The organism is Pseudomonas sp. NPDC099000 (assembly GCF_044759925.1).
Taxonomy (GTDB): domain Bacteria; phylum Pseudomonadota; class Gammaproteobacteria; order Pseudomonadales; family Pseudomonadaceae; genus Aquipseudomonas.
This window is the reverse complement of the sequence record NZ_JBIWAF010000004.1, coordinates 102,917-122,625: the sequence shown is the minus strand read 5'-3', so window position 1 is coordinate 122,625 and position 19,709 is coordinate 102,917. Positions and strand designations below refer to the sequence as shown.

Genomic DNA, 19,709 nt, shown 5'->3' with positions numbered 1-19,709 from the left:
GATGGGTGGCATGAGTCAAACTCATGCTGACAAGTTTCTGCTAACGTGGCGTAACCGCGCTATAGGAGCTTTCCGAATGTCCCGTCGTCTTCCTCCCTTGTATGCCCTGCGCGCATTCGAAGCGGCGGCGCGGCATAGCTCGTTTACTCGCGCCGCTGAAGAATTGTCGATCACCCAGAGCGCGGTCAGCCGACACATTCGTACCCTCGAAGAGCATTTTGCCTGCCGACTGTTTCACCGCAGCGGGCGCAACCTGCAACTGACCGAGTCGGCGCGGCTGATCCTGCCCGGCATTCGTGAAGGTTTTACCGCGCTCGAACGCGCCTGCAACACCTTGCGTGCCGAAGACGACATCCTGCGCATGAAAGCCCCGTCGACGCTGACCATGCGCTGGCTGTTGGCGCGCCTCAGCCGCTTCCGGCACTTGCAACCGGGCAACGAAGTGCAATTGACCAGTGCCTGGATGGACATCGACACCGTGGACTTCAACCACGAACCCTTCGACTGCGCCGTGATCCTCAGCAACGGGCATTTCCCGCCGGATTGGGAAGCGACGCTGTTGTTTCCAGAGGAGTTGATTCCAGTGGGCGCACCGAATCTGCTGAGGGATCAGCCGTGGGACGTGGCGCGTCTGGCGAGCACCGAACTGCTGCACCCGACGCCGGACCGCCGCGACTGGCGAACATGGCTGGCGCGCATGGGGCTGGCCGATGATGTATCGCTCAAGGGTGGCCAGGTGTTCGACACGCTGGAGCTGGGCATGATTGCAGCTGCGCGGGGCTACGGCGTGTCCATGGGCGATTTGCTGATGGTGGCGGAGGATGTCGCTCAGGGTCGCCTGAGTTTGCCCTGGCCGACGGCTGTCGCCAGCGGAGAGAATTATTACCTCGTCTGGCCGAAAACCCGCCCGGGAGGTGAACGTTTGCGCCGCCTCAGCGATTTCCTGCAAGGCGAGGTCCGGACCATGGATTTACCGGATGTCGAGCGCTTGAGCTGAATCGTTAGAGCCTCTGCAATAGAGGCCTTGCGCCATATCCCCGCTAATTACTCAAGTATTCAGGTTTGCCGCCGAAAATCTGCAGGTGGAACCTTCGTTCAGGTTCGTCGCAATTCCCATTTGAATTTTTGCCGAGTGCGCATCGTGATCAGGATGATCCGGTCGCTCGGCCAGGAGCTGTCATGTCTCAACCACGTGCCCGGATCGCCTCACAGCTTGGTCTTGCGCTTGCCGTGATACTGGCGATTGTCATCACTGGCAGCACCGTATTCGCCCTGCGTTCGCTGGATTCCGCCAACCTCGCCACCCGCGAAGAGCACTTGGCCAGTGAGGCCCGGTTGCTGGCCGATCAGTTGAGTACCTTTCACGGCACGTTGCGTGAAAGCACTCAGCGTCTGGCCGGGTTGTTCGAGAAGCGCTTCAGCGCGGGCCTGAGCGTGCACCCGGACGAACCGGTGGCCGTGGCCGGTACCCAGACCCCGGGTCTGCACCTGGGCAGCGAAGTGTTGAACAACAACTTCAAGGAAGTGGACGAGTTCAAGCAAATGACCGCGGGCGTTGCGACCGTGTTCGTGCGCAGCGGCGAAGACTTCGTTCGGGTCAGTACTTCCCTGACCAAGCAGGATGGCAACCGTGCCATCGGCACCTTGCTGGATCACGCTAACCCGGCCTACTCGCGCTTGATGGCGGGGCAGAGCTATGTCGGTCGCGCCTTGTTGTTCGACCGCTCCTACATGACTCAGTACACGCCTGTACGCGACAGCAGCGGTAAGGTGATAGCCGTGCTGTTCGTAGGATTCGATTACACCGACGCGCAAAACGCGCAGTTCGAGAATCTGAAACGCTTCCGTATCGGCCAGACCGGTTCGCTGGCGTTGCTCGATGAGCAGAAGAAGTGGTTGGTGCCGATTGCCGGCGTGCAAGCGCTGGATCAAGCGGTCCCGGCCATCGTCGATCTGGCGAAAACGCCGGGCAAGGGTGACTTCTGGAGCGACAAGTCCGAAGACTTCTACAGCGTGGCCGTGCCGTTCGACGGCGGCCCGTGGTCGGTGGTGGCGAGCATGCCGCAAGCCGAAATCAGTGCCGTGACCTGGAGTGTCGGCATTCAGTTGGCAATCGGCAGTCTGCTGGCGATGTTGATTGCGGTGGGTTCGGCAGTCTGGCTGCTGCGCAGCAAACTCGCGCCGCTGGGGGATCTGGTGCGTCAGGCAGAAGCTTTGGGCGCCGGTGATTTGAGCGTGCGCCTGAGCGTGTCGAGCAACGACGAAATCGGTCAGCTGGCCCGTGCCTTCAACCAGATGAGCCAAGCCTTGTCGACCATGGTCGAGCACATTCGCAAGGCCTCGGGCGAGGTCAACAGCCGTGCCCAGGCGTTGTCCGGCCTGTCCGGTGGTGCCTATGAAGGGATGGAGCAGCAGTCGGGCGAAATCACCAGCATGGCCGGCGCCGTGGAAGAGTTCAGCGCGACCTCGCTGAATATTGCCGACAACATGGGCAGCACCCAGCGTTTGGCCCAGGAAAACGCACAGCAAACCCAGATCGGTCGCACATCGATGGACGAGGCTTCCTCGTCTCTGGAACAAATCGCGGGCGCGTTGAACAGCACCGCCACAGTGATCAATACCTTGGGGCAGCGTTCCCAGGAAATCGGCGGCATCGTCGGTGTGATTACCTCGATCGCCGATCAAACCAACCTGCTGGCGCTGAACGCGGCCATTGAAGCGGCCCGTGCCGGTGAGCAAGGGCGTGGTTTTGCGGTGGTAGCCGACGAGGTGCGTAACCTGGCTTCGCGTACACGTCAGGCCACTGACGAAATTTCCGGGATGATCCAAAGCATCCAGCAGGAAACCGGCAATGCCATCAGCACCATGGAACAGGGCAATGTGCTGATGCAGGAAGGTTTGTCACGCAACGCCAACGTGGCCTCGGCCCTGGCGCGGATCGATGAGCAGAGCCGTTCGGCTGGCCAGCAATTTGCGGCGATCACCACCGCGACCCAGGAGCAGAGCAGCACCGCGACATTGCTCAGCAGCAACCTGCAAAGCATTGCGCTGGCAAACAGCGAGCAGCGGGAAGTGGTGTCGAACCTGGCCGTGACCGCTAAAGAGCTGGAGAAGCTGGCGGCGGACTTACGCCAAGAGGTTGACCGGTTTCGTTGAGTCGCCTCTGAAATAGCCTTCGCGGGCAAGCCTCGCTCCTACAGGTTTTGTGTCGTTCACAAAAGAGTGGAACGACACAAAACCTGTAGGAGGGAGGCTTGCCCGCGAAGGGCTCACCTCAATTTGTGATCAGACGATCAGTCGCACTTGGCATTGCTCGACACTTCCTTGCTCGCCAGTTTCAACTGCTTGCCCAGCTCCGCCGCATTGGTGCTGCTGTAAACCCGGCCGCCGGTGTTTTCAGCGATGCACCGTGAAGGGCCACCAGCACCGATTTTCACCACGTTGACCCGCAGGCGCGGTTGATCCCTGGCGATTTGGCGGGAGACCGCGCACACGTCTTTCTGACAACCGTCCTCACCGTCGACGAACATCACGATCACGGCATCGTTATTGCGCCCGTCGACGGTGCTTGCTGCGTGGGCCAGGCTGTCGGCCAGCGGTGTGCCGTCGTTGGGGACCAGGCCTCGAATCCCGTTGATCAGCCGCTGACGGTCGCCAAACTTGAACACGCCCTGGTCCGGCGTTCTTTCGCAGCCGGCGAAGGTGATGAGGCGCGTGTCGATCTTCGGGTCGAGCCCGTTGATCATGCCGGCCAGCGAGTCCTTGGCGACGTCCATGCGGCTAGGCTTGGCGAAAATCTGCGTGGTGCGGTTCACATCCAGGTATTTGTTGAGCTCATTGCCGAAGAACCAGTCTTCGTCGGCTTTCACGGACTTGATGTTCAAATCCATCGAGCCCGAGGTGTCGAGCACCACGACGAATTGCGGGATCTCCGCGTTTGGCGCTTTTTTGCGGCAGGCGAAGTTGTCCAGCGTCGGGGCCGGTGGCGGTGCGGCCACAACCGGTTTTGGCGGTGGGACTGGCTTGGGTTCCGGCACCGGCACCGGCACCGGCACAGGTTCTGGCACAGGTTCTGGCACAGGTTCCGGTTCGGGTTCTGGAACCGGCTCGGGTTCCACGACAGGCTCGGGAACAGGCTCGACCGGTTTCTCGACCGGTGTCACCACGGGCGCTACAGGTGGGACCACGACGACGGGTTCGCGGTGCATAAACCACCAATAAGCCCAGAGCGCCAGAAGCAGCAACAGCAGCGCCAGCAAGGCCGCCGCGATCCACCAGCCGCGACGCGACGGCGGCACTACCGGCACCACCGGAACAACGGGTGGCACGATCGGTTTGGGCGGACGCTGGTTCCAGCGCACCACCAGCGGTTCGCCGTTGAGGCTGTAGAGTTTGTCCAGCTCGGGGGTGCCGAGCAGGCTGCGCAGGTCATCCGCTACCGTGGGCTGACCGCGTTTTTGCAGTTCGTCCGCCAGCTGTCCCAGGGACGTCTGACGCACTTCATAGGTTTCCAGCAAACGTCGTTGCGCGTCCTCGTTGAGGTCGGCATAGGGCGTGGGTTGACCACCCAGTTCGGTCCACCATTCCAGCACGTCACCGCTGCCCATTCGCGGGATGGCGAAGAGGCTGGCGACGGTCGGCGGAAAGTGTTTCTGGATGAGGGCGACTTTGGCTTGCAGCGCACTCATCCCCTCTGGTGTGGCTTGCGCATCCCTGATGACCCGCTGCATGACGACGATTCCTGAAAAGGGGGCAGGCCGCCATCGGCAGGCCTGCGGGGTGAAAAGTTACTCTTCGTAACCGAGGCTGAATTGCAGCTGATTCACTTTCTTCTGCAACGCCTTCAGTTGTTCCTGCTTGGCGGCCAGCGTAGCGGGTGAGGCCTTGGTCACGGGCGCCGCCTGCGAGGCCTTGAGCTGCTGCTCAAGCCCGGCAATCTGCTTCTGCACCTGACTTTTATTGCCATGCCGGGCCTTGAGCGAGGTCAGCAATTGGCTCAGCGACTGGTTCAGCGCCGCCTGGGACTTCTGCTGGCTGGCCAGGTCGGTCTTGGTGCTGAGCTGCTGGGCCTGAATGTTCTCGTACACCTGGCGGAACATCGCGTTTTCCTGACGGGACGTGGTCAGGGCCAGTTCCTTCTGCTTGACCTGATCGCTGTAACCACCGGAGTAGTCGCAGTTCATCTTGGTCAGCATGCTGCTGTCGCGATTGGTCGCATCGCATTCGCCCGGCTTGGTCGCGCAACCGCTCAAGGCCAGGACGGCGGTGAGGAGCGCCAGTTGTCGTAAAGTCATGTGCTTAGCCCAGGGTGATCGCGGAGCGCTGGTTGTACAGACCGTCGACTTCCTTTTGCAGGGCGGCGACTTTCTGGTTCATTTTCATAATGTTCATGTCCACCTGCTTGATTTCGGCGCCGGCGCCTTGTGCACGCTCGGCGTCTGCCACTTTGGTGTACTCGGTGACTTTGGTGCGCATGTTGCCGAGGTCTTTACGCAGGCGTGCGATGTTCTGGTCGATCTCGGCGATCTGCGCCTGGGCCTTGGTCTTGTCGACTTTCTTGTTGGCGATGTCCTTTTTGATCTGGGCGATTTGCGCCTGGTCATCATTGATGACTTGCTGAGCGGTCGCGGTACGGGCGATCACGTTCTGGGTGTCTTGCTCGACATCGCTGTTCATCTTCGCCAAACGGGTGGCGGTGTCGGCGTATTCGGTGCGACGTTGATCCAGGTAGTAGTTCGCGCCCATGGCCACGCCACACGCGGTAACCCCGGCAGCGATGGCGCAGACCGCCTTGTTGCTGCTGTTGGACAGCGCGCAACCGAGGATGCCGACACCGGCGCCGACGGCGCAGGCCTGGTAGCCGGACTTACTGAAGAACTCTGCGTCATTGCCTTGGGTCAGGCGCGGGTCGGCACCCTCGCTGCCACCGAGCATCGAGCTGCCGGTGTTGGCGCAACCGGTCAGCAGCAGGCTGCCGGCGACAACGAAAGCGATCTGTAACTTGAAGCGAGTCCAAAGGCTGCGCGACATGGTGAAACTCCTAGGTGACGGTGTTGGCGTGTTGTTATTGAGAGAGTTATTGAGTGACGGTTTTGCAGCTGGTCAGCCAGGCTTCAGTGTCGATCTTCTGCTTTTGCAGGAACGCCTTCTGATTGACCCAGTGGGTGCGCAAATAGGGTTTGAGTTCTTGCAGCTGTTTGTTGCGGGTGATGATTTCCTCCATTACCGGGACCTGCGCTTCCAGCAGTGGCTGGCCGTACAAGGTCGCCGATTCCACCAGGCTGCTGGCGTAGTAACGGCTGAGTTTGTGCAGGCGATCCTTCTGCTCATCGAGCTTGCCTTTGCGCATGTCGCAACTGGCGTCTTTGTCGGCGGATTCGCAGTTGAGCTTGTAGTTCTTCTGCAGGAAGTCCACGTACTGGCCGTCGTCGAGCATCTTGGTGCACAGGAACGCACCGAGGTTGAGGCTGGCGCGGATCGCCTGGTCGCGGGTTTCTTCCTGCTGCTGATTGCTGGCACGCAATTGGTTTTCCAACGCCTGAAGCTTTTCCTTGAGCGCCTTGTCTTCGACGCCCGAGGCCAGGGTGTTCAGCGACTGAACGGTGCCTTTATCGGCCGACTCGGTTTCCTTGCTGCCGGTGCCGAGTTTCTTCCAGCTGCTTTCGATGCTGGCGACGCGTTCGCGAGAGGTGAGGGTCGGTGAGACCAGCACCAGTCGCAGGCCGGTGGTTTTGTTTTTTACCTGGCCTTCGGCGTTGTAATACGGCTCTTCCTTGCGCAACCCGGTACGCAGGTCGGCTTGAGCGGTCAGGTAGTTGCCGCCGCGTACCACATAGCCACCGGCCTGACCGTGCTGGCGGTCGAGTTTGTTCAGGCGAAACGGTTCAAACATCATCTCGTCGACGTTGCCGAGCATGTCGTGCAGGCCCAGTGGATTGGGCTTTTGCAGGCCGGACAATTGCAGTTTGCCGTTGGACGATTGCGCCCCGGCGAACCACTCGTAGGCGTTGATGCCGTCGGGCATCGGGTAGCGCGTATCGCGGAATTCCGCCGCGCCGACTTCCAGGCCACCGCGCGCCGCAAACTCCCACTCGACTTCCGTCGGCAGGCGCAGGAAACCCATTGCGCCGTCTTCTTTCGGCAATTTGCCGGCCGCGTTTTTGCGCAGCCACAGGTTGTATTTGTCGGCCGCTTCGACGGCTTGCACCCAGCTCAAGGACACTTGCGGCAGGCGCATTTTGGTGGCGGCAGTGGGGCAGATTTCTTCGGTCAGCGCGGCGTATTGGAGCTGACTCATCTCGTACTTGGCCATCAGGTAGTAGCGGGATTTGTCGTTCTTGGCACCGGTGAAACTGCCTGCGATAAACGTCGGCCGGGTCTGTTCGACGTAGCCGTATTCCGCGCCGTCCTGACCGATGTTGATCGGGTAGTCGTCGAGCGGCCCGGCGACCGGAATGAACACCTTGCGAAACACCATCGATCCTTCGCACGGCATTGGCAGCACGACGTCGCTGGCCTCGGGCATCGGGTTGTAATACTTCTCTTCCCAGCCCGCCGCCGAAGCGTCGAGCAGGTAGCCGAGGCTCAGGGGCAACAGCAAGCCAAAACGTTTATAGCTCACGCAGACTCTCCGCAGGTTGGATGTTGATCGCCCGCACCGCGCCGATCACGGCCACCAGCGCAGCGACCAGAAAGGTCAGGAGCAGGGCGGCGAGGCCGTGCCAGATTGTGATGTGGCAAACGAAGGTGCCGGTGGCCTGGCTGCTGCCGAGCAGGTAGTCGAACAAATGGCTGCCGACGGCGTAAAACCCCAATCCGCCGAGGTAACCAGCGAGGCTCAGCACCAGTGCTTGCAGGACCACGAACCCGGCGACCGCCGTGCGCTTGAAACCCAACAGGCGCAGGACCGCGAGGCTTTTGCGCTTGCGGTCGATGTTGGCCAGGAACGCGCCGACCATCGACGCCACACAGCCGATCAAGGCCGCGAGGGCGATCACCCCGAAGATCAGCCCCAGCACATGGTTGATGGCTTTGACGTTGTCGATGTCGGCCAGTCGGCTCGAGGTCTCGATGTGTTGTTCGTTGAGCCAGCGTTCCAGCGGCGCGACCTGATCGATGTCGCGGGCATAGAGGCGGGCGCGGGCATACAGCGGTTGCAGATCGCCCAACGGCTTGCCGGTTTCGATGCCGAATGCGCTGACCTGATAACCGTCGCGAAAGCGCTCCAGGTCCAGCAACAACGGCGGGGCGACGAACCCGGCCGCGCGGCCGAAACGCGCACCGTCGAGCACCCCCAGCACCGTCAGCGTCATCTCGCCGCGCTCGTTGACGCCTTCCAGTCGGCGCAACACACGCAGTTGCACGCGGTCGCCGACCTTGGCCTGCAAGCGTTGCGCAGCGCGGGCGCTGAGGATCACTTGGTCGCCGATGGGGTTGAGTTGCGGCAGGTTCAGCTGCGGATCACCGGGTTCGGTGGCGATAATTTCCGCGCCTTCGACAAACCGTTGCATACCGATCAGCAAGTCGGCCTGGGTGTTGAGCGAGCGGGTCTGGCCGAGGGCAAAACCGGTCTCGGGACGCTGGCGCACACGCTCGATCCAGGCGCTGTCGTAATTGCCGTTGCTGAGCATCTTCACTTCAAGGTTGCGCGGGTCACGCAGCAGTTCGTCCTGCAACTGGCTGACCACCCCGTGCTTGAGGCCGAACAGCAGCAACAGCGGCGCGATCACCGCCACCAGCGAGGCGGCGATGCACAACGACACCTTGCGGTCGTGCCAGAGGTCTTGCAGGGCCAATGAGCCCAACAGGTGCAGTCGGTCAGTCCATCGGTTCAAACAGAGTCTCTCCCTGATGGCTGATAGCGCCGAGTCGCGGCAAGCCGAAATCCTTCAGTAAGGCCCAGTCATGGGAGACCACCAAGGCACTCAGGCCCATGTTGGATACCAGGCTCAGCAGCAATTCGAACAAGCGCCGGGCGCTGTGCGGGTCGAGTGCCGCTGTCGGCTCGTCGGCCAAAAGCAGCAGCGGTTCATGGGCAATCGCCCGCACGCAGGCCACGCGCTGGCGTTCGCCGATCGAGAGTGCCTGCGGTTGTTTATCCAGCAAGCCTTGCAGGCGCAACACTTCAACCGCGTGATCGACATGCGCGCTCTTGACCGGCATGCCGAGCAATCGGCGCGGCAGGCTGATGTTGTCGCGCACGCTCAAAAACGGCAGCAAGCCGCCGCTCTGCAAAATGAACCCCAAGTGCCGCGAACGCACCGCCGCCAAGGCCGGTTGGTCATCGGTAGCAAGCAATTGCGCGATGTCCTGATCCTGCGCTGCGCCCAAGCGAAAGCGTTCGAGTTCCACCGGCGCCAGCAACAGGCCGATGGCTTCGAGCAACGTGCTTTTGCCGCTGCCGCTCTCACCGGTGATGGCGAGGATTTCCCCGGCACCGATCTGCAAGCGCGGCAGGCGCACGTGATGGGCCAGCGCGCCTTCACCACGGCGCACCAGCAGGTTCTTGATATCGAGCATCGGCGTCTCGTTAAGGCATCATTTCCAGTGGCACGGGGTACACGTTGTCCCGTGCATCACTGTCCTTGGCTAAAGCCACCCAGCGGTCGACGTCAGCGTTGTAACGCTGGTAGTGCCGCAGTTTGGTATTGAGCGTGCGGATGAATTTCTCCTGCGCCAGGCCATCCCAGCTCTTCCAGGTTTCTTCGTCCAGGTTCAGCACTTCGCTCTGATACGGCAGGTCTTCGAGGTACTCACCGAGCACGCCCATGTCCGCCAGTTTGGCGTTGCCATTCTGCTTGAGCTGGTTCGGGTCGGCGCCCATGGTGGCGGCGACCGAGCGCAGACGCTCGAACATTTCCGTCGGCGAGATCAGGCCTTCGTTGGCCGCGTCGAGAATCTTCTTCATCACGTCGCTCAAGTCGCTGAGCTGGGACTTGGTCAGCAGCACCCGCACGTCGGTGGTCGGGATGTTCTGCTTGATCAGGTCACGGTCGGTGATCCACGCCTTGAACACCGGCGGCGCCTTGCTGTTGGTCTTCTCGCCCAGATAGGCGAGTTGCATGGCGTGGCCGATCAGCGCCGCGTCTTCGAGCATTTTCTTCTCGGCCGGGTCCTGCTTGGCATTCACCGCGCTACCGATGGCGTCTTCACCCATGTAGGCGGCTTTCACCTGGGAAGTGATCGCGGTGGCCAGCGAATCCACCTTGCGCCCGAACTCCTGAATGTCGCCCGCGTTCACCGGGTAATACAGCGAGGTGTTGGTGCCCGGGTAGGTCGACAGGTTCTGGTACTGCGCTTCGGCCTTGGCGTGGTCCTTGATCCCGGCAGGAGTTTTCAAGTGCAGCGTGTAAATCGCTACGCCCGGATTGGCCGCTTCGAGGCGAACCTGCGAGGCGCTCAAACCGGTTTTCGACAGTTTGTCGTCGCCTTCGATGGCGCCCGCGTCGGTGATCAACACCACGTAGCGCGCGCCGAACTGGCTCCAGTCGACCTTGTCGATGCTTTCCATGACACCGGCAAAGGCGTCTTCGTCGAAACTGCTGCTGGAGACCTTGGCCTGCTTGAGGTCGGCGACTTTGGCGAGGAAGTCGGAGCTGTCCTTCACCTGAGTCGGGTCGGCGTACATCTTGGTGGTGTATTCCAGGCCCGGCACCGCCTGGGTGTTGGAGCGGAACGCCACCAGACCGAACTTGACCTGCTTGCCGAGGTTCTGTGCTTCGATCTGTTGATAGACCTTGCGGATCGCCTCGCGGGTGCGGTCGATGTAGGGGTCCATCGAGATCGTCGAGTCGATGACAAACACCACCGCCGCACTGAATTCCTTCAGCTGGTTGGCCGCTTTATCCTTGGCTTCCTTGCCGCCGGCCGCGCTGTTGGCAGCACTGCTCTTGGCGTTCTTGTCATCCGGTTTACTGACCGATGCGACGTTGAGCAGACGCGTGCGGAAACCGCCTTCGGTCATCACTTCTTCGCCGCTGAGTACCGGCAGCAGGTAGAACTGCTTTTGCAGGTCGACGAAGTATTCAGGTTCTTCGGCCAGCACGCCGGGCGCTTGCTTGCCCTTTTTCAGCGTGGCCCGCAGCGGCGCGACTTTGCTTACCGGGTCCGGCGCATCGAGGATGCCTTCGACGGTGGCGCGGTCCTTGAAGAACAGCAGTCGGTCGCGGTTGGCCGGGTTGGTGAAGGCCAGCGTCAGCTGCATCTTCCAGTCGGTGGTGCAGCTGGCGGGCAGCCAGCCAATGGTTTTGCCATAACTGTCAGGGCCGACTTTCAGCCACTCGGCGTTAGCCGCTTGCGCGCGTTCGTACACATAGAAACGGCTGAACACCGGTTGCTCATCGCCTGCCGCGCCACCCGCCGTCGGGCTGATTTTGCAGCCCGGGGTGGTCAGCACGCGCTGGAACAAGGTTTTTTTACCGGCCTGGATCAGCGGTTTGTCTTCAGCCTGGGACAACGGGCTGATGCACAACGCCAATAGCGCGGCGCTGCTCAGCAGGAAACGACTCAGGGGCGAACGCATCACTTCTGCAACTCCTCGAAGCGCTGCTTGGCTTCGGCGTTGTTCGGGTCCTGGGTCAGGATCGTTTCATACCAGTAGGCGGCGGTGGCGTTGTCCGCGGCCGGGAAGCACTCGCTGGCCTTCAGGTATTTAGGGTCGTATTCGCGGGCATAGGCGTTGGCAATCAAAGAGTCACCAGCCTGGGCCCGGTTGGCGTACAGACGCTGGGCGATGCCGCAGTGCTTGCCGGCCTTGGCTTCGTTGATGATCTCCAGCAACTTGGCGCTGTCGGGCGCGGCCTTGATGCAGGTCTGGACGAAAGTCAGCTCGGGCAGGCTGTTCATGCTGTCGAGGGTACAGGCTTGTGCGTCGGCACCGGCCGGTGCGGCGGCAGCGATGGCCGGGACAGGCGCCGGAGTGCGTTTGTAGAGCCAGAACCCGGCCGCTGCGGCCAGCAGCAACACCACGACAAGCGCCAGGCCGATGAGGCCTTTGTTGCTTTTCTTCACCGGGGGCGGAGGAGGGGTGTAGGCGGGTTCGTTGGGCACCGATTCCAGTTCGATTTCTGGCTCGGCGGTGGACAGGACAAGTTCCGGCAGCTCCGGAATTTCCGGTGCCGGCGTGCTCAAGTCTGCACCGCCATAAGTCGAACGCGTCTGGCCACCGGCCGTGGACGGCAGCACCCCGATACCCGGCCGGACAACGCCTTTGTCGGTGTGTCCTTGGCTCTGTTCGCGTAGTTCGATCTGGAATTGCGAGTTGGCGCCGCCTTCGAGCAGCGGATCGACCACTTCCGGGCCGACCTGGGCTTCAAGGGCTTCACCACTGGCCGCAACGCTGAAACGCGAGACCTTGAACCAGAATGGATTGTTGCTCCAGGCCTTCTGATCCTGGAGATAGAAACCGTCCTGGTTACGCTGAATGGAGAATTCCAGCTGTTCTTCGCCTCCCTGCCATTTCTTCACAGTGAGGCACGCCTGGCCAGGCACGTTGGGTTCTAAGGCGAGCAGGTCGACACGAATTGGCATTGCTTATCTCGCTGTGAAGGCTGTGAGCACATGGCCCAGCCGTTCATTCTGTTCAGGGGTGATTTCGCGACCGGCACCATGGCCGGCGTTGTCCTGCGTGATGTAGGCCAGGCCCGAGAGCCAGTCGCCCAGATACCGCTGCGCCTGGTTCGCCGGTTGCGGCGGCAACACTGGCACTTGTCCCGGACCGATGTCGGTATAGAACGAGAACAACGGCGCCTTGGCACCGGCGCGGCTGTTCGGGCGCTCGTTGACCGGTTTTTGCAGGTAGCCGAACCAGGACACGAAATCGCGCAGCACCCGTTGCACTTCCAGCACCTGGCGCTCGACCAGTTGATCGCGTCGCGCGCCGCTTTGCGCACGCTTGAGTACCGCGCGGCTTAGTTGGCCGGGCAAGTCCTGGCGGTAACCGGCGGTGATCAGTTCGTCGACCACGGCTTCGATCAACGCCTTTTCCAGCCCCAACAGGTTGAGCAGGCTCTGCCGGGTGGTCAGCTCGCGCAAGTGCGCAATCCAGGCCTTGAACGCGGCTTTGGCGAAGCGGTGTTCGTTGCTTTGCAGTTCCGGCGCCGGGGCGTTGGTTTTACTGCTGACCGGCGCTTCGTGGCTCAGGTCGTCGCCGAAATCAAAGTCGAAGCCGGCGTCGTTGCCATACAGGCTCTGGCTCGGTGTCGGCGCGGCCGGCTCATCGCTGGCGGCGGGCGCGTCATCGGTTTCGTACACACCGCTGAGGTACAGGTCGCGCACCGATTCGCTCGGCATGTCGAGCTCATCGATGAGCTCGCCGAGCACGGCCGGGCGACGGCCCAGACCGGTCAGAATCATCTGCGCCTGGGCTTTCTTGGCGGCTGCGGCGCCATCACCGTCGGCGTGATACCAGGTGCTCAGGCCATGCGTGGTCAGGCCTTCAAGGCATTCGCTCAACTGCTCTCGGATGCGCTGCAATTTGAATTCGATATTGGCCACGCCCTTGAAACTGCCGCTGAAGTGGCTGATGCCACCGTCATCGTTGCGCAGCATTTCCTTCCAGGCGTTGGCGGGATTATTGATGTGTTTGCACACCAGCTCGTTGCTGGCGAAGCTTGCACCCAGGGCGTCGACACGCTCCTGGTAACTGGCGTTGAGGCCGGTTTCGGCGCCGCTGGTGTCTTGCACGATGAACGCCGCGTCCATGCGCGGTTTGCGCACCAGGAAGGTGTTCTGGAACGGCGTGCCGGCCCAGTCGTTCATCCAGCTCAGGCTGCCGAAGCGCTCGAGCATGGTCAGCTTGACCATGCCGTTCCAGCTCTCGTCGTACTGATCAGGCGTCAGGCTCAGGGAGTTGGTGATGCGCAGGTCGAGCATGGTCAGCGCCCAGATCAGGCCGGTGTCGCGTTTGCTGCGAGCGGCCGCGTCGGCGCCCTGGGTCTTCTCGATCCAGCGCGTGAGCACCGGGCCGACGTCGTTGACGTCGCTCTGTTTGGTCGAGCCGGTGCAGACCACCAGCGCGTTCATTTCCTGATTGTCGGTGTAGCGTTCGAACAGGTAGGCGACCTTGCCGCGCAGAATCAACTGCGAGACGGAGTTGTCCTTGGTGGCGGATTCCGGGTCGCTGGAGTTGGCGATCTCGTGCAGCTTCTTGCGCCCGCGATAACCGGGGAAGTCCAGCAAATCGACCTGGTTGACGATGTCGTCCGCCGGGGCTTCGATCAGGCTGAAGGTCATTTCGGCAGTCAGTGCCGCCAGTTGCGCGACCGGGATGCCCTGACTGTTTTGCAGGCGTCCGTCGACCTGAGGCCGCACATCGATCGGCAAGTCCCGCGGGCTGCCGAAGCGTTCGAGGATGTCGACGTTCATGATGCTGTCGCGCTGGCTGTAAGTGTCGTTTTCGAAACTCACCAAGGCCTTCAATGGCGCGAACACGGTCTCGGGCAGGCCGAGCTTGTGCAGCGCACCGGCCAGTTGCTGGTACACGCGCGTCAGCTCGCCCTGTTCACCCCAAAGGATGGAGAACAACTCGGCACGTTCCTGGAAATTCAGGCGGGGCGCCAGTTGCAACGCCGTCGGCCAATACAGGTGCTCAAGCTTCTTCACCGAGTTGCGGAAGTTGTCGCGCAGGTAATCCCACAGCGACACCAAGTCGTCGGCGCTGACGCCTGGCTGCATTGGCCCGGTCTCGCGCCCTTCAAACGGTTTCAGCACGCGCTGGATGCGCTCTTCGTCGATCTCGTAGGAGATTCGCTCAAGGTCGAAGTCCTTGAACCACGAGTTGGCGAGAATCTTCGCCAGCTCGATTTCCTTGAACAGCGTCAGCTCCACCGGGAATTGTGGATCCTGGCTCGGCGTGGCGCGGCGGCTAAAGCGCGTCACCAGGCCGGTGGCTTCCTTGCCGCCACCCACCGGGTTGATGTGCTTGATGAAGTCCAGGCGCTGGCCACCGAAATCGGTTTCCAGCTTGCCGTTCTGACCGGCCGCCAGCGCCGAAATCAGGTAGGACTTGCCGGCCTGGGACAAGCCGAAAAAGCCAATGGTCATCGGCGTGCAGGCCACGCGACCGAGGCTGTGAGCCAGGTTACGGGCGCGGTGCAGGCGGATGTTCAGGTTGTCGGCTTCGCTGTCCAGCCGTGGCGCGTTGCCGCGCGTCTGGCCAATCCAGTCCAGCGCCTGACCGGCGCCTTCATAAACAGCGGCCCAACGGGCTGAAAGCTGAGTTTGTTCGGGGGTCAGGTCATTCATTTGCGTTTCACACTTCCACTGTCGAGCCAGTACTTGGTCTCGCTCAGGCCGGCGTCGAGCATGGTGTTGAGTTCCAGTTCGAGGTCGCTGCGCGGGTTGAAGTTGACGTTGTTACAGTTGGATTCGATGTCGCGAACCGAGAGGCGGTCGCTGACCAGATCCTGCTTGCGCGTGTACTTGTCGGCCGCTTTGACTTCGAAGCGTACCTTGAGCAGCGGCGCACTGCCGTTTTCCCCAATCGCCCGGGAGAACTTCTCCCGGCCGGCCTTGGTGAACCGCAAGGTGTAAAGCGGCGAGGCGGCCCAGCGATCGGCAGCCAACTGGCGGAAGCCGAGGCGCAGGTCGCCGCGCATTTCCAGTTGCGGCGTATCGGCGTCATCGCCCGTGCCGATTTCCGGCAACTTGATTTTGTAGTCTTCGGACTGGATGTCGCGGTACAGCACGTCGGCATCCTTGATCACGTTGTTCAGGTCGATGACGCCGATGTGCTTGACCGTCGAATACGGCTTGAGCGCCGAAGAGCGGAAGTAAAAGTTCGGCACGCTGTGGTTGGCGCACAACAGGCACAGCATGGCGCCCACCGAAGCGGTACTTTTCGGGTCGTCGATGCGGCCGTTCTTGTGGAACGGGTACCAGCCGCCGGTGCGGTAGTTTTGCAGCGCCAGAATGCGCCCCGGTGGCAGCGGCAGCACCTTGCGAATGAACGCCTGGATGCCCGGCAGACGCGAAGGGCGGCCAGTCAGCAGCAGGACGTCGCACGGGTAATGCGCGACTACTTCACAGAGCGCGCCGAGGATCTTGGTGATGTTGATCTGATCATTGAGGAACGCGGCGTGGAGCTTTTGCAGGTCGAAGCCGATCAGCGCTTCGTACAGGTCGAAACCGCTCTGGCCCCCGACGTCGCGACGCACGGCGGCGTTGACGTAGTCGAGCACGGTCTGGCTGATCGCGTTGTCGCCCAGCAACTGGCGGTAGCTTTGCGGGCTGACTTCCTGTGGGACTTGCGGGTCGTAATGCTCGTAAGCCTTGAGCAGCGCCAGGCCCAGCGGCGCGAACACCTGCAGGTTCAATTGCTGGCGCAGGATCATGTCCTGGGCGCTGACCGATTCATCGCCGCACAACCGCGACATCAGCGAATCCGGGGCTTTCACACCGGCATTCTGCAAGGCTTTCTCGAAGCTCGGCAGGATGAAGTCCTGAATCACGTCCAGCAGGATGTCGTCGCCGGCCACTTTAAAGCCATCGCGAAAACGCTGCTCGGGCACGATGTGCACGTTGCTGCCGCTGCCGGTGTTGCCGGCGCGGTCGAGGCGATAGTCGGTGATCACCAGGTCGGTGGTGCCACCGCCGATGTCGATGGTCGCCAGGGTGATGCGTTCGCGGTCGGTCTTGTCCGGTCGGGCGATGGTGTCGAAAAACTCTTCCGGGTGACCGGCGAAGTTCTCGTTGACCTCGGTGTACAGGTACACCAACTGGCCGCAGGAGGCTTCGTCCCATTCCACGCGGATGCTCGGGATCGGCGTGCGCGGGCTGACGGCCTGATCCTGATGCGGATCTTCCTCGCCGGCATGCCAGCCGAGGCTTTTCCACACCAGGCCGATGGCTTGCTGCATGCGTTCGTTGAGGATGCTGCGCTCGGCCTGGGGCATGCCCGGCGGCACGGTCAGGGTGATGCTGTTGAGCTGGCGCGGCACGCGGGTGTGACCCTGGCGCGAACGCTGGGCCGGGCTGTTGATCTGCGACAGCGCCTGGGCCAGCACTTCGGCGAGCATGAAGGTCATCAGCGAGCTGCGCGAGTAACGCGGCATGAACACCGGCAGGCGATCGTCTTCTTCGAGGCTGTAAAGTGCCTCGCCGGTTTCATTGATCAGGTGCGAGAACGGCGCGGCGGTGGCGTAGGGCTCGTTGTCGGTCTTGATGTAGGAGCAGTTGAAACGCCAGCCGTGACCGTAGGCGTTTTCGTCCCACAGGTATCGTTTCGGGCTGGACAGGCCAGTGGAGCCTTCGGTGCCGCGACGACGGCTGGCCAGACGGCTTGCCTCGTTGCCGACGCGGGCAATCGTGGCCCACTGGAACGCATCGTGACGGCCGCTCTTGACCGAGCAGTGGTCCTTGCCGAAATACGCCTGGGCAAACTCGACGCGACTTTCGAACGGCAGGTTGTAGGTGTGTTCGGGGGTGATCAGGTCGCGCAGTTCCAGCACGTAATTCTGCTTCAACCCGGAGCCGGCCTGACCGTGGTTCTCGATCAGGATGCCGCAGGTGCGCGAGTTGCCGACGTCCAGCACCAGGTCCACCGGAATCGGTTTGACCAGGCCATTGCTGTCGTTGGCGACCACTTTCAGCTCAGGGATTTCCACCTTCGGCCCGGCTGTCGACTGCGCTGCCGCGGACGGTGTGCTCAACAGGCTCAGCAGGTTGAGGTAGTGCGCCAAGTGATAGTTGGCGCGGATGTCGGTGTCCAGCTCTGCGCGCGAACGATGGGCATTGCCCTCGTTGAACACTTCCAGCAGCCATTCGTTGACCCATGGCTGGGCCAGGAACCAACGGGTTTCGCTGGCCTTGGTCGCCAGTTTGAAGGACACGCCGGAGCTGATGTCTTCTTCGTTCGGCGCCAGGTAAGCGGTGCCGTCACGCTTGGGCATGACGCGGCTGTCGAACGCCATGGTCAGGCGATGAGTGTTGCCGTCGATGTCGGGCGTCGCCAGTTTCACCAGGCGCATGCGCGACCAGTTGGTCGGGCCTTCGTCGAAGCGGTGTGGCGGCATGAAACGGAAAAACGGCGTCGGCAGCCAGACACCGTCCAGCAGCTCGAGGCTGCTTTTCATGTCGACGCTGAACGCCGGTTTGGCCTTCTCGACCTTTTCCGGTTCGGGCTCGTAGAAGTAGAAGTCTTTCTCTTCGTTGTACATCAGGCGGCAGATCAGCCCGCTGATCATCGGCGCGAACTCGCCCGCCGGTTCCTTGCGAGGATCCAGGCGCAGGGCGAAATCCATGAACTGGATACCGGTGTCACTGACGAGCGTGACGGTGTCTTCGAATTGGGTGACTTCAGGCAACATGTCGGGTTATTCCAGTCTTATTCGCCCATTTGCCGCATGGACATGGGGAATTGATCTTTTCCGTAACCGCCGGTGCAGTCCGCGACCGTGGTCGCCCCTTTGCGGCAGTTGACCTTGGGCATGTCGTAAGTGCTGCCATCGCCGCACACGGCCTGGCCCTGGCTGTCGATGGCGAGGCTGCCGCCCTTCATGGTAGCGCTTACCGGCCCGCTGCATTTCGAGCCGTCGGCCTGGTGCACGGTGACTTCGCCTTTACCGTCTTTTAACTGGTATTCCAGACGCAACGGCTTGCCGGTCCGGCGATCCTGAATGCCGGCACCAGCGCGGTACTGACCGTCGAGGAACTTGGCGGCGCCGTCGGCGGCGTCAGGCGGAATGCTCAGGGGCGGGCCCGGTTTTGTGGTTGCGGTTGCGGCGGCGGATTTTTGCGCGTCGGGCGGTGTGACGGCAGACGGAGCCTCGGTTTTGGCTTCGGGTGGCGTGGTTGGCGCGGTCGGGGATTCGGCGACCGGGTCTTGGGTTACATCAGCGGTCGCGGCATCAGCTTCGTTACCGGCGACGGCCGGCGCTTCCGCGCCATGGGTGCCAGTCACGGCGGTGCCTGTGGTGGAACCTGCGACCGTTCCGGTCACGGGGACACCATTCAGCGTTGTGACATTGCCGGTCAGTTGTGGCTCTTCCAGCTGTTTTTCCACCGGCACGATACCCTCGGGCAGCAAGTCCACCGCCACCAACGGAATCGGCACGCACCCGCGCAGGCCGAGCAACAGCCACAACAGCAGCAACAGGAACGGCAGCAGCAACAGCCACCACCAGCGACGCCACCACGGACGAGCCACCACTGGCACGACGGGCGCTACCACCGGTTCTTCGACCACGGGTGGCAGCGTGAACACAGGCGGAACCTGATAAAGGCAGTGCAGGGGATCGCGATTGCCGGTATTGGCGTGCTCGAAACCCCAGAAGGTCAGCACCGGTTTGCCTTGCACCAGGTAAACGAAGTTTTCGTCAGGGAAATGAATGACGCGTTTGAGCAGCTTGCCGAACACGGCTTTGTCACCTTGCTGCTGTTCGGCCGGATCCGTGCCCAGGAAACGCTGGCTCAACTCATCAAGCGCAGTCTTCAGGGCTTCAAGTTGGCGACGGGCCGGCGCGCGTTCTTCTTCGGTCGCGCTGCTCCACGGGATCACATCGCCGTCGAGGCCGCTGTACCAATCGATCTGATTGCCGAGTTCGTCGCTTTGAGGAATGGCCAGGTGATCGACCATGTCGGGGTTCTTGCGGCGAATGGCTTCGCGCAATTGCAGGGCTGCCCGGTAGACCGGTTGACCTGTTTCGCCCAGGGCTGTGAATGACCCGCTCTTACCGCTGCGTAATAGTGCCCCGCGCATTCAAACTCCGTAT

13 protein-coding genes are annotated in these 19,709 nt (G+C 61.8%); 2 read left to right on the top strand and 11 right to left on the bottom strand.

The window, feature by feature from the left end:
- Window positions 1–76: 76 nt before the first annotated feature.
- Both ACIQV9_RS07445 and ACIQV9_RS07440 read left to right on the top strand, forming a co-directional pair.
- Window positions 77–997, top strand: coding sequence for a LysR substrate-binding domain-containing protein (locus ACIQV9_RS07445; RefSeq protein ID WP_403099777.1), 921 nt, complete (start codon window positions 77–79; stop codon window positions 995–997).
- 182 nt (window positions 998–1,179) lie between these two features.
- Window positions 1,180–3,156: a methyl-accepting chemotaxis protein gene (locus ACIQV9_RS07440; protein ID WP_403099775.1), complete on the top strand. Its 1,977-nt coding sequence runs from the start codon at window positions 1,180–1,182 to the stop codon at window positions 3,154–3,156.
- A gap of 137 nt (window positions 3,157–3,293) precedes the next feature.
- Here ACIQV9_RS07440 and ACIQV9_RS07435 read toward each other — a convergent pair whose 3' ends face one another.
- From ACIQV9_RS07435 to ACIQV9_RS07385, 11 genes are read right to left on the bottom strand one after another with little or no spacing between them, the layout of a single operon-like run.
- Window positions 3,294–4,730: a VWA domain-containing protein gene (locus ACIQV9_RS07435; protein ID WP_403099773.1), complete on the bottom strand. Its 1,437-nt coding sequence runs from the start codon at window positions 4,728–4,730 to the stop codon at window positions 3,294–3,296.
- A gap of 57 nt (window positions 4,731–4,787) precedes the next feature.
- The gene (locus tag ACIQV9_RS07430) at window positions 4,788–5,294 is read right to left on the bottom strand and encodes a hypothetical protein (RefSeq protein WP_403099771.1); all 507 of its coding nucleotides are present in this window, start codon (window positions 5,292–5,294) and stop codon (window positions 4,788–4,790) included.
- A gap of 4 nt (window positions 5,295–5,298) precedes the next feature.
- Complete coding sequence (locus tag ACIQV9_RS07425; RefSeq protein ID WP_403099769.1) at window positions 5,299–6,030, bottom strand: hypothetical protein; 732 nt, start codon at window positions 6,028–6,030, stop codon at window positions 5,299–5,301.
- Window positions 6,031–6,076: 46 nt separating this feature from the next.
- Window positions 6,077–7,621, bottom strand: a complete 1,545-nt coding sequence (locus tag ACIQV9_RS07420) for a formylglycine-generating enzyme family protein (RefSeq protein WP_403099768.1) — start codon at window positions 7,619–7,621, stop codon at window positions 6,077–6,079.
- Window positions 7,611–8,834, bottom strand: coding sequence for an ABC transporter permease (locus tag ACIQV9_RS07415; RefSeq protein WP_403099766.1), 1,224 nt, complete (start codon window positions 8,832–8,834; stop codon window positions 7,611–7,613). The genes ACIQV9_RS07420 and ACIQV9_RS07415 overlap by 11 nt, the downstream gene beginning before the upstream one ends.
- The gene (locus ACIQV9_RS07410) at window positions 8,818–9,519 is read right to left on the bottom strand and encodes an ABC transporter ATP-binding protein (RefSeq protein ID WP_403099764.1); all 702 of its coding nucleotides are present in this window, start codon (window positions 9,517–9,519) and stop codon (window positions 8,818–8,820) included. Before ACIQV9_RS07410 ends, ACIQV9_RS07415 begins: the two co-directional genes overlap by 17 nt.
- A 10-nt stretch (window positions 9,520–9,529) precedes the next feature.
- On the bottom strand, window positions 9,530–11,521 hold the full coding sequence (locus ACIQV9_RS07405) for a vWA domain-containing protein (protein ID WP_403099762.1): 1,992 nt from the start codon (window positions 11,519–11,521) through the stop codon (window positions 9,530–9,532).
- Window positions 11,521–12,528: a hypothetical protein gene (locus tag ACIQV9_RS07400; RefSeq protein WP_403099760.1), complete on the bottom strand. Its 1,008-nt coding sequence runs from the start codon at window positions 12,526–12,528 to the stop codon at window positions 11,521–11,523. Before ACIQV9_RS07400 ends, ACIQV9_RS07405 begins: the two co-directional genes overlap by 1 nt.
- A 3-nt stretch (window positions 12,529–12,531) precedes the next feature.
- Window positions 12,532–15,243 (bottom strand): putative virulence factor, encoded by a 2,712-nt coding sequence (locus tag ACIQV9_RS07395; protein ID WP_403099758.1) that lies wholly within the window; start codon window positions 15,241–15,243, stop codon window positions 12,532–12,534.
- On the bottom strand, window positions 15,240–18,305 hold the full coding sequence (locus tag ACIQV9_RS07390) for a virulence factor SrfB (RefSeq protein ID WP_403099756.1): 3,066 nt from the start codon (window positions 18,303–18,305) through the stop codon (window positions 15,240–15,242). The genes ACIQV9_RS07395 and ACIQV9_RS07390 overlap by 4 nt, the downstream gene beginning before the upstream one ends.
- 17 nt (window positions 18,306–18,322) lie before the next feature.
- Window positions 18,323–19,696, bottom strand: a complete 1,374-nt coding sequence (locus tag ACIQV9_RS07385) for an SrfA family protein (RefSeq protein ID WP_403099755.1) — start codon at window positions 19,694–19,696, stop codon at window positions 18,323–18,325.
- Window positions 19,697–19,709 lie beyond the last annotated feature (13 nt).

Excerpts from the sequence above, each read along its gene's own strand:
- ACIQV9_RS07395 (WP_403099758.1), bottom strand. The coding sequence starts at position 15,243 with ATGAATGACCTGACCCCCGAACAAACTCAGCTTTCAGCCCGTTGGGCC.
- ACIQV9_RS07385 (WP_403099755.1), bottom strand. The coding sequence starts at position 19,696 with ATGCGCGGGGCACTATTACGCAGCGGTAAGAGCGGGTCATTCACAGCC.
- ACIQV9_RS07390 (WP_403099756.1), bottom strand. The coding sequence starts at position 18,305 with ATGTTGCCTGAAGTCACCCAATTCGAAGACACCGTCACGCTCGTCAGT.
- ACIQV9_RS07425 (WP_403099769.1), bottom strand. The coding sequence starts at position 6,030 with ATGTCGCGCAGCCTTTGGACTCGCTTCAAGTTACAGATCGCTTTCGTT.
- ACIQV9_RS07410 (WP_403099764.1), bottom strand. The coding sequence starts at position 9,519 with ATGCTCGATATCAAGAACCTGCTGGTGCGCCGTGGTGAAGGCGCGCTG.
- ACIQV9_RS07440 (WP_403099775.1), top strand. The coding sequence starts at position 1,180 with ATGTCTCAACCACGTGCCCGGATCGCCTCACAGCTTGGTCTTGCGCTT.
- ACIQV9_RS07435 (WP_403099773.1), bottom strand. The coding sequence starts at position 4,730 with ATGCAGCGGGTCATCAGGGATGCGCAAGCCACACCAGAGGGGATGAGT.
- ACIQV9_RS07405 (WP_403099762.1), bottom strand. The coding sequence starts at position 11,521 with ATGCGTTCGCCCCTGAGTCGTTTCCTGCTGAGCAGCGCCGCGCTATTG.
- ACIQV9_RS07445 (WP_403099777.1), top strand. The coding sequence starts at position 77 with ATGTCCCGTCGTCTTCCTCCCTTGTATGCCCTGCGCGCATTCGAAGCG.
- ACIQV9_RS07430 (WP_403099771.1), bottom strand. The coding sequence starts at position 5,294 with ATGACTTTACGACAACTGGCGCTCCTCACCGCCGTCCTGGCCTTGAGC.
- ACIQV9_RS07400 (WP_403099760.1), bottom strand. The coding sequence starts at position 12,528 with ATGCCAATTCGTGTCGACCTGCTCGCCTTAGAACCCAACGTGCCTGGC.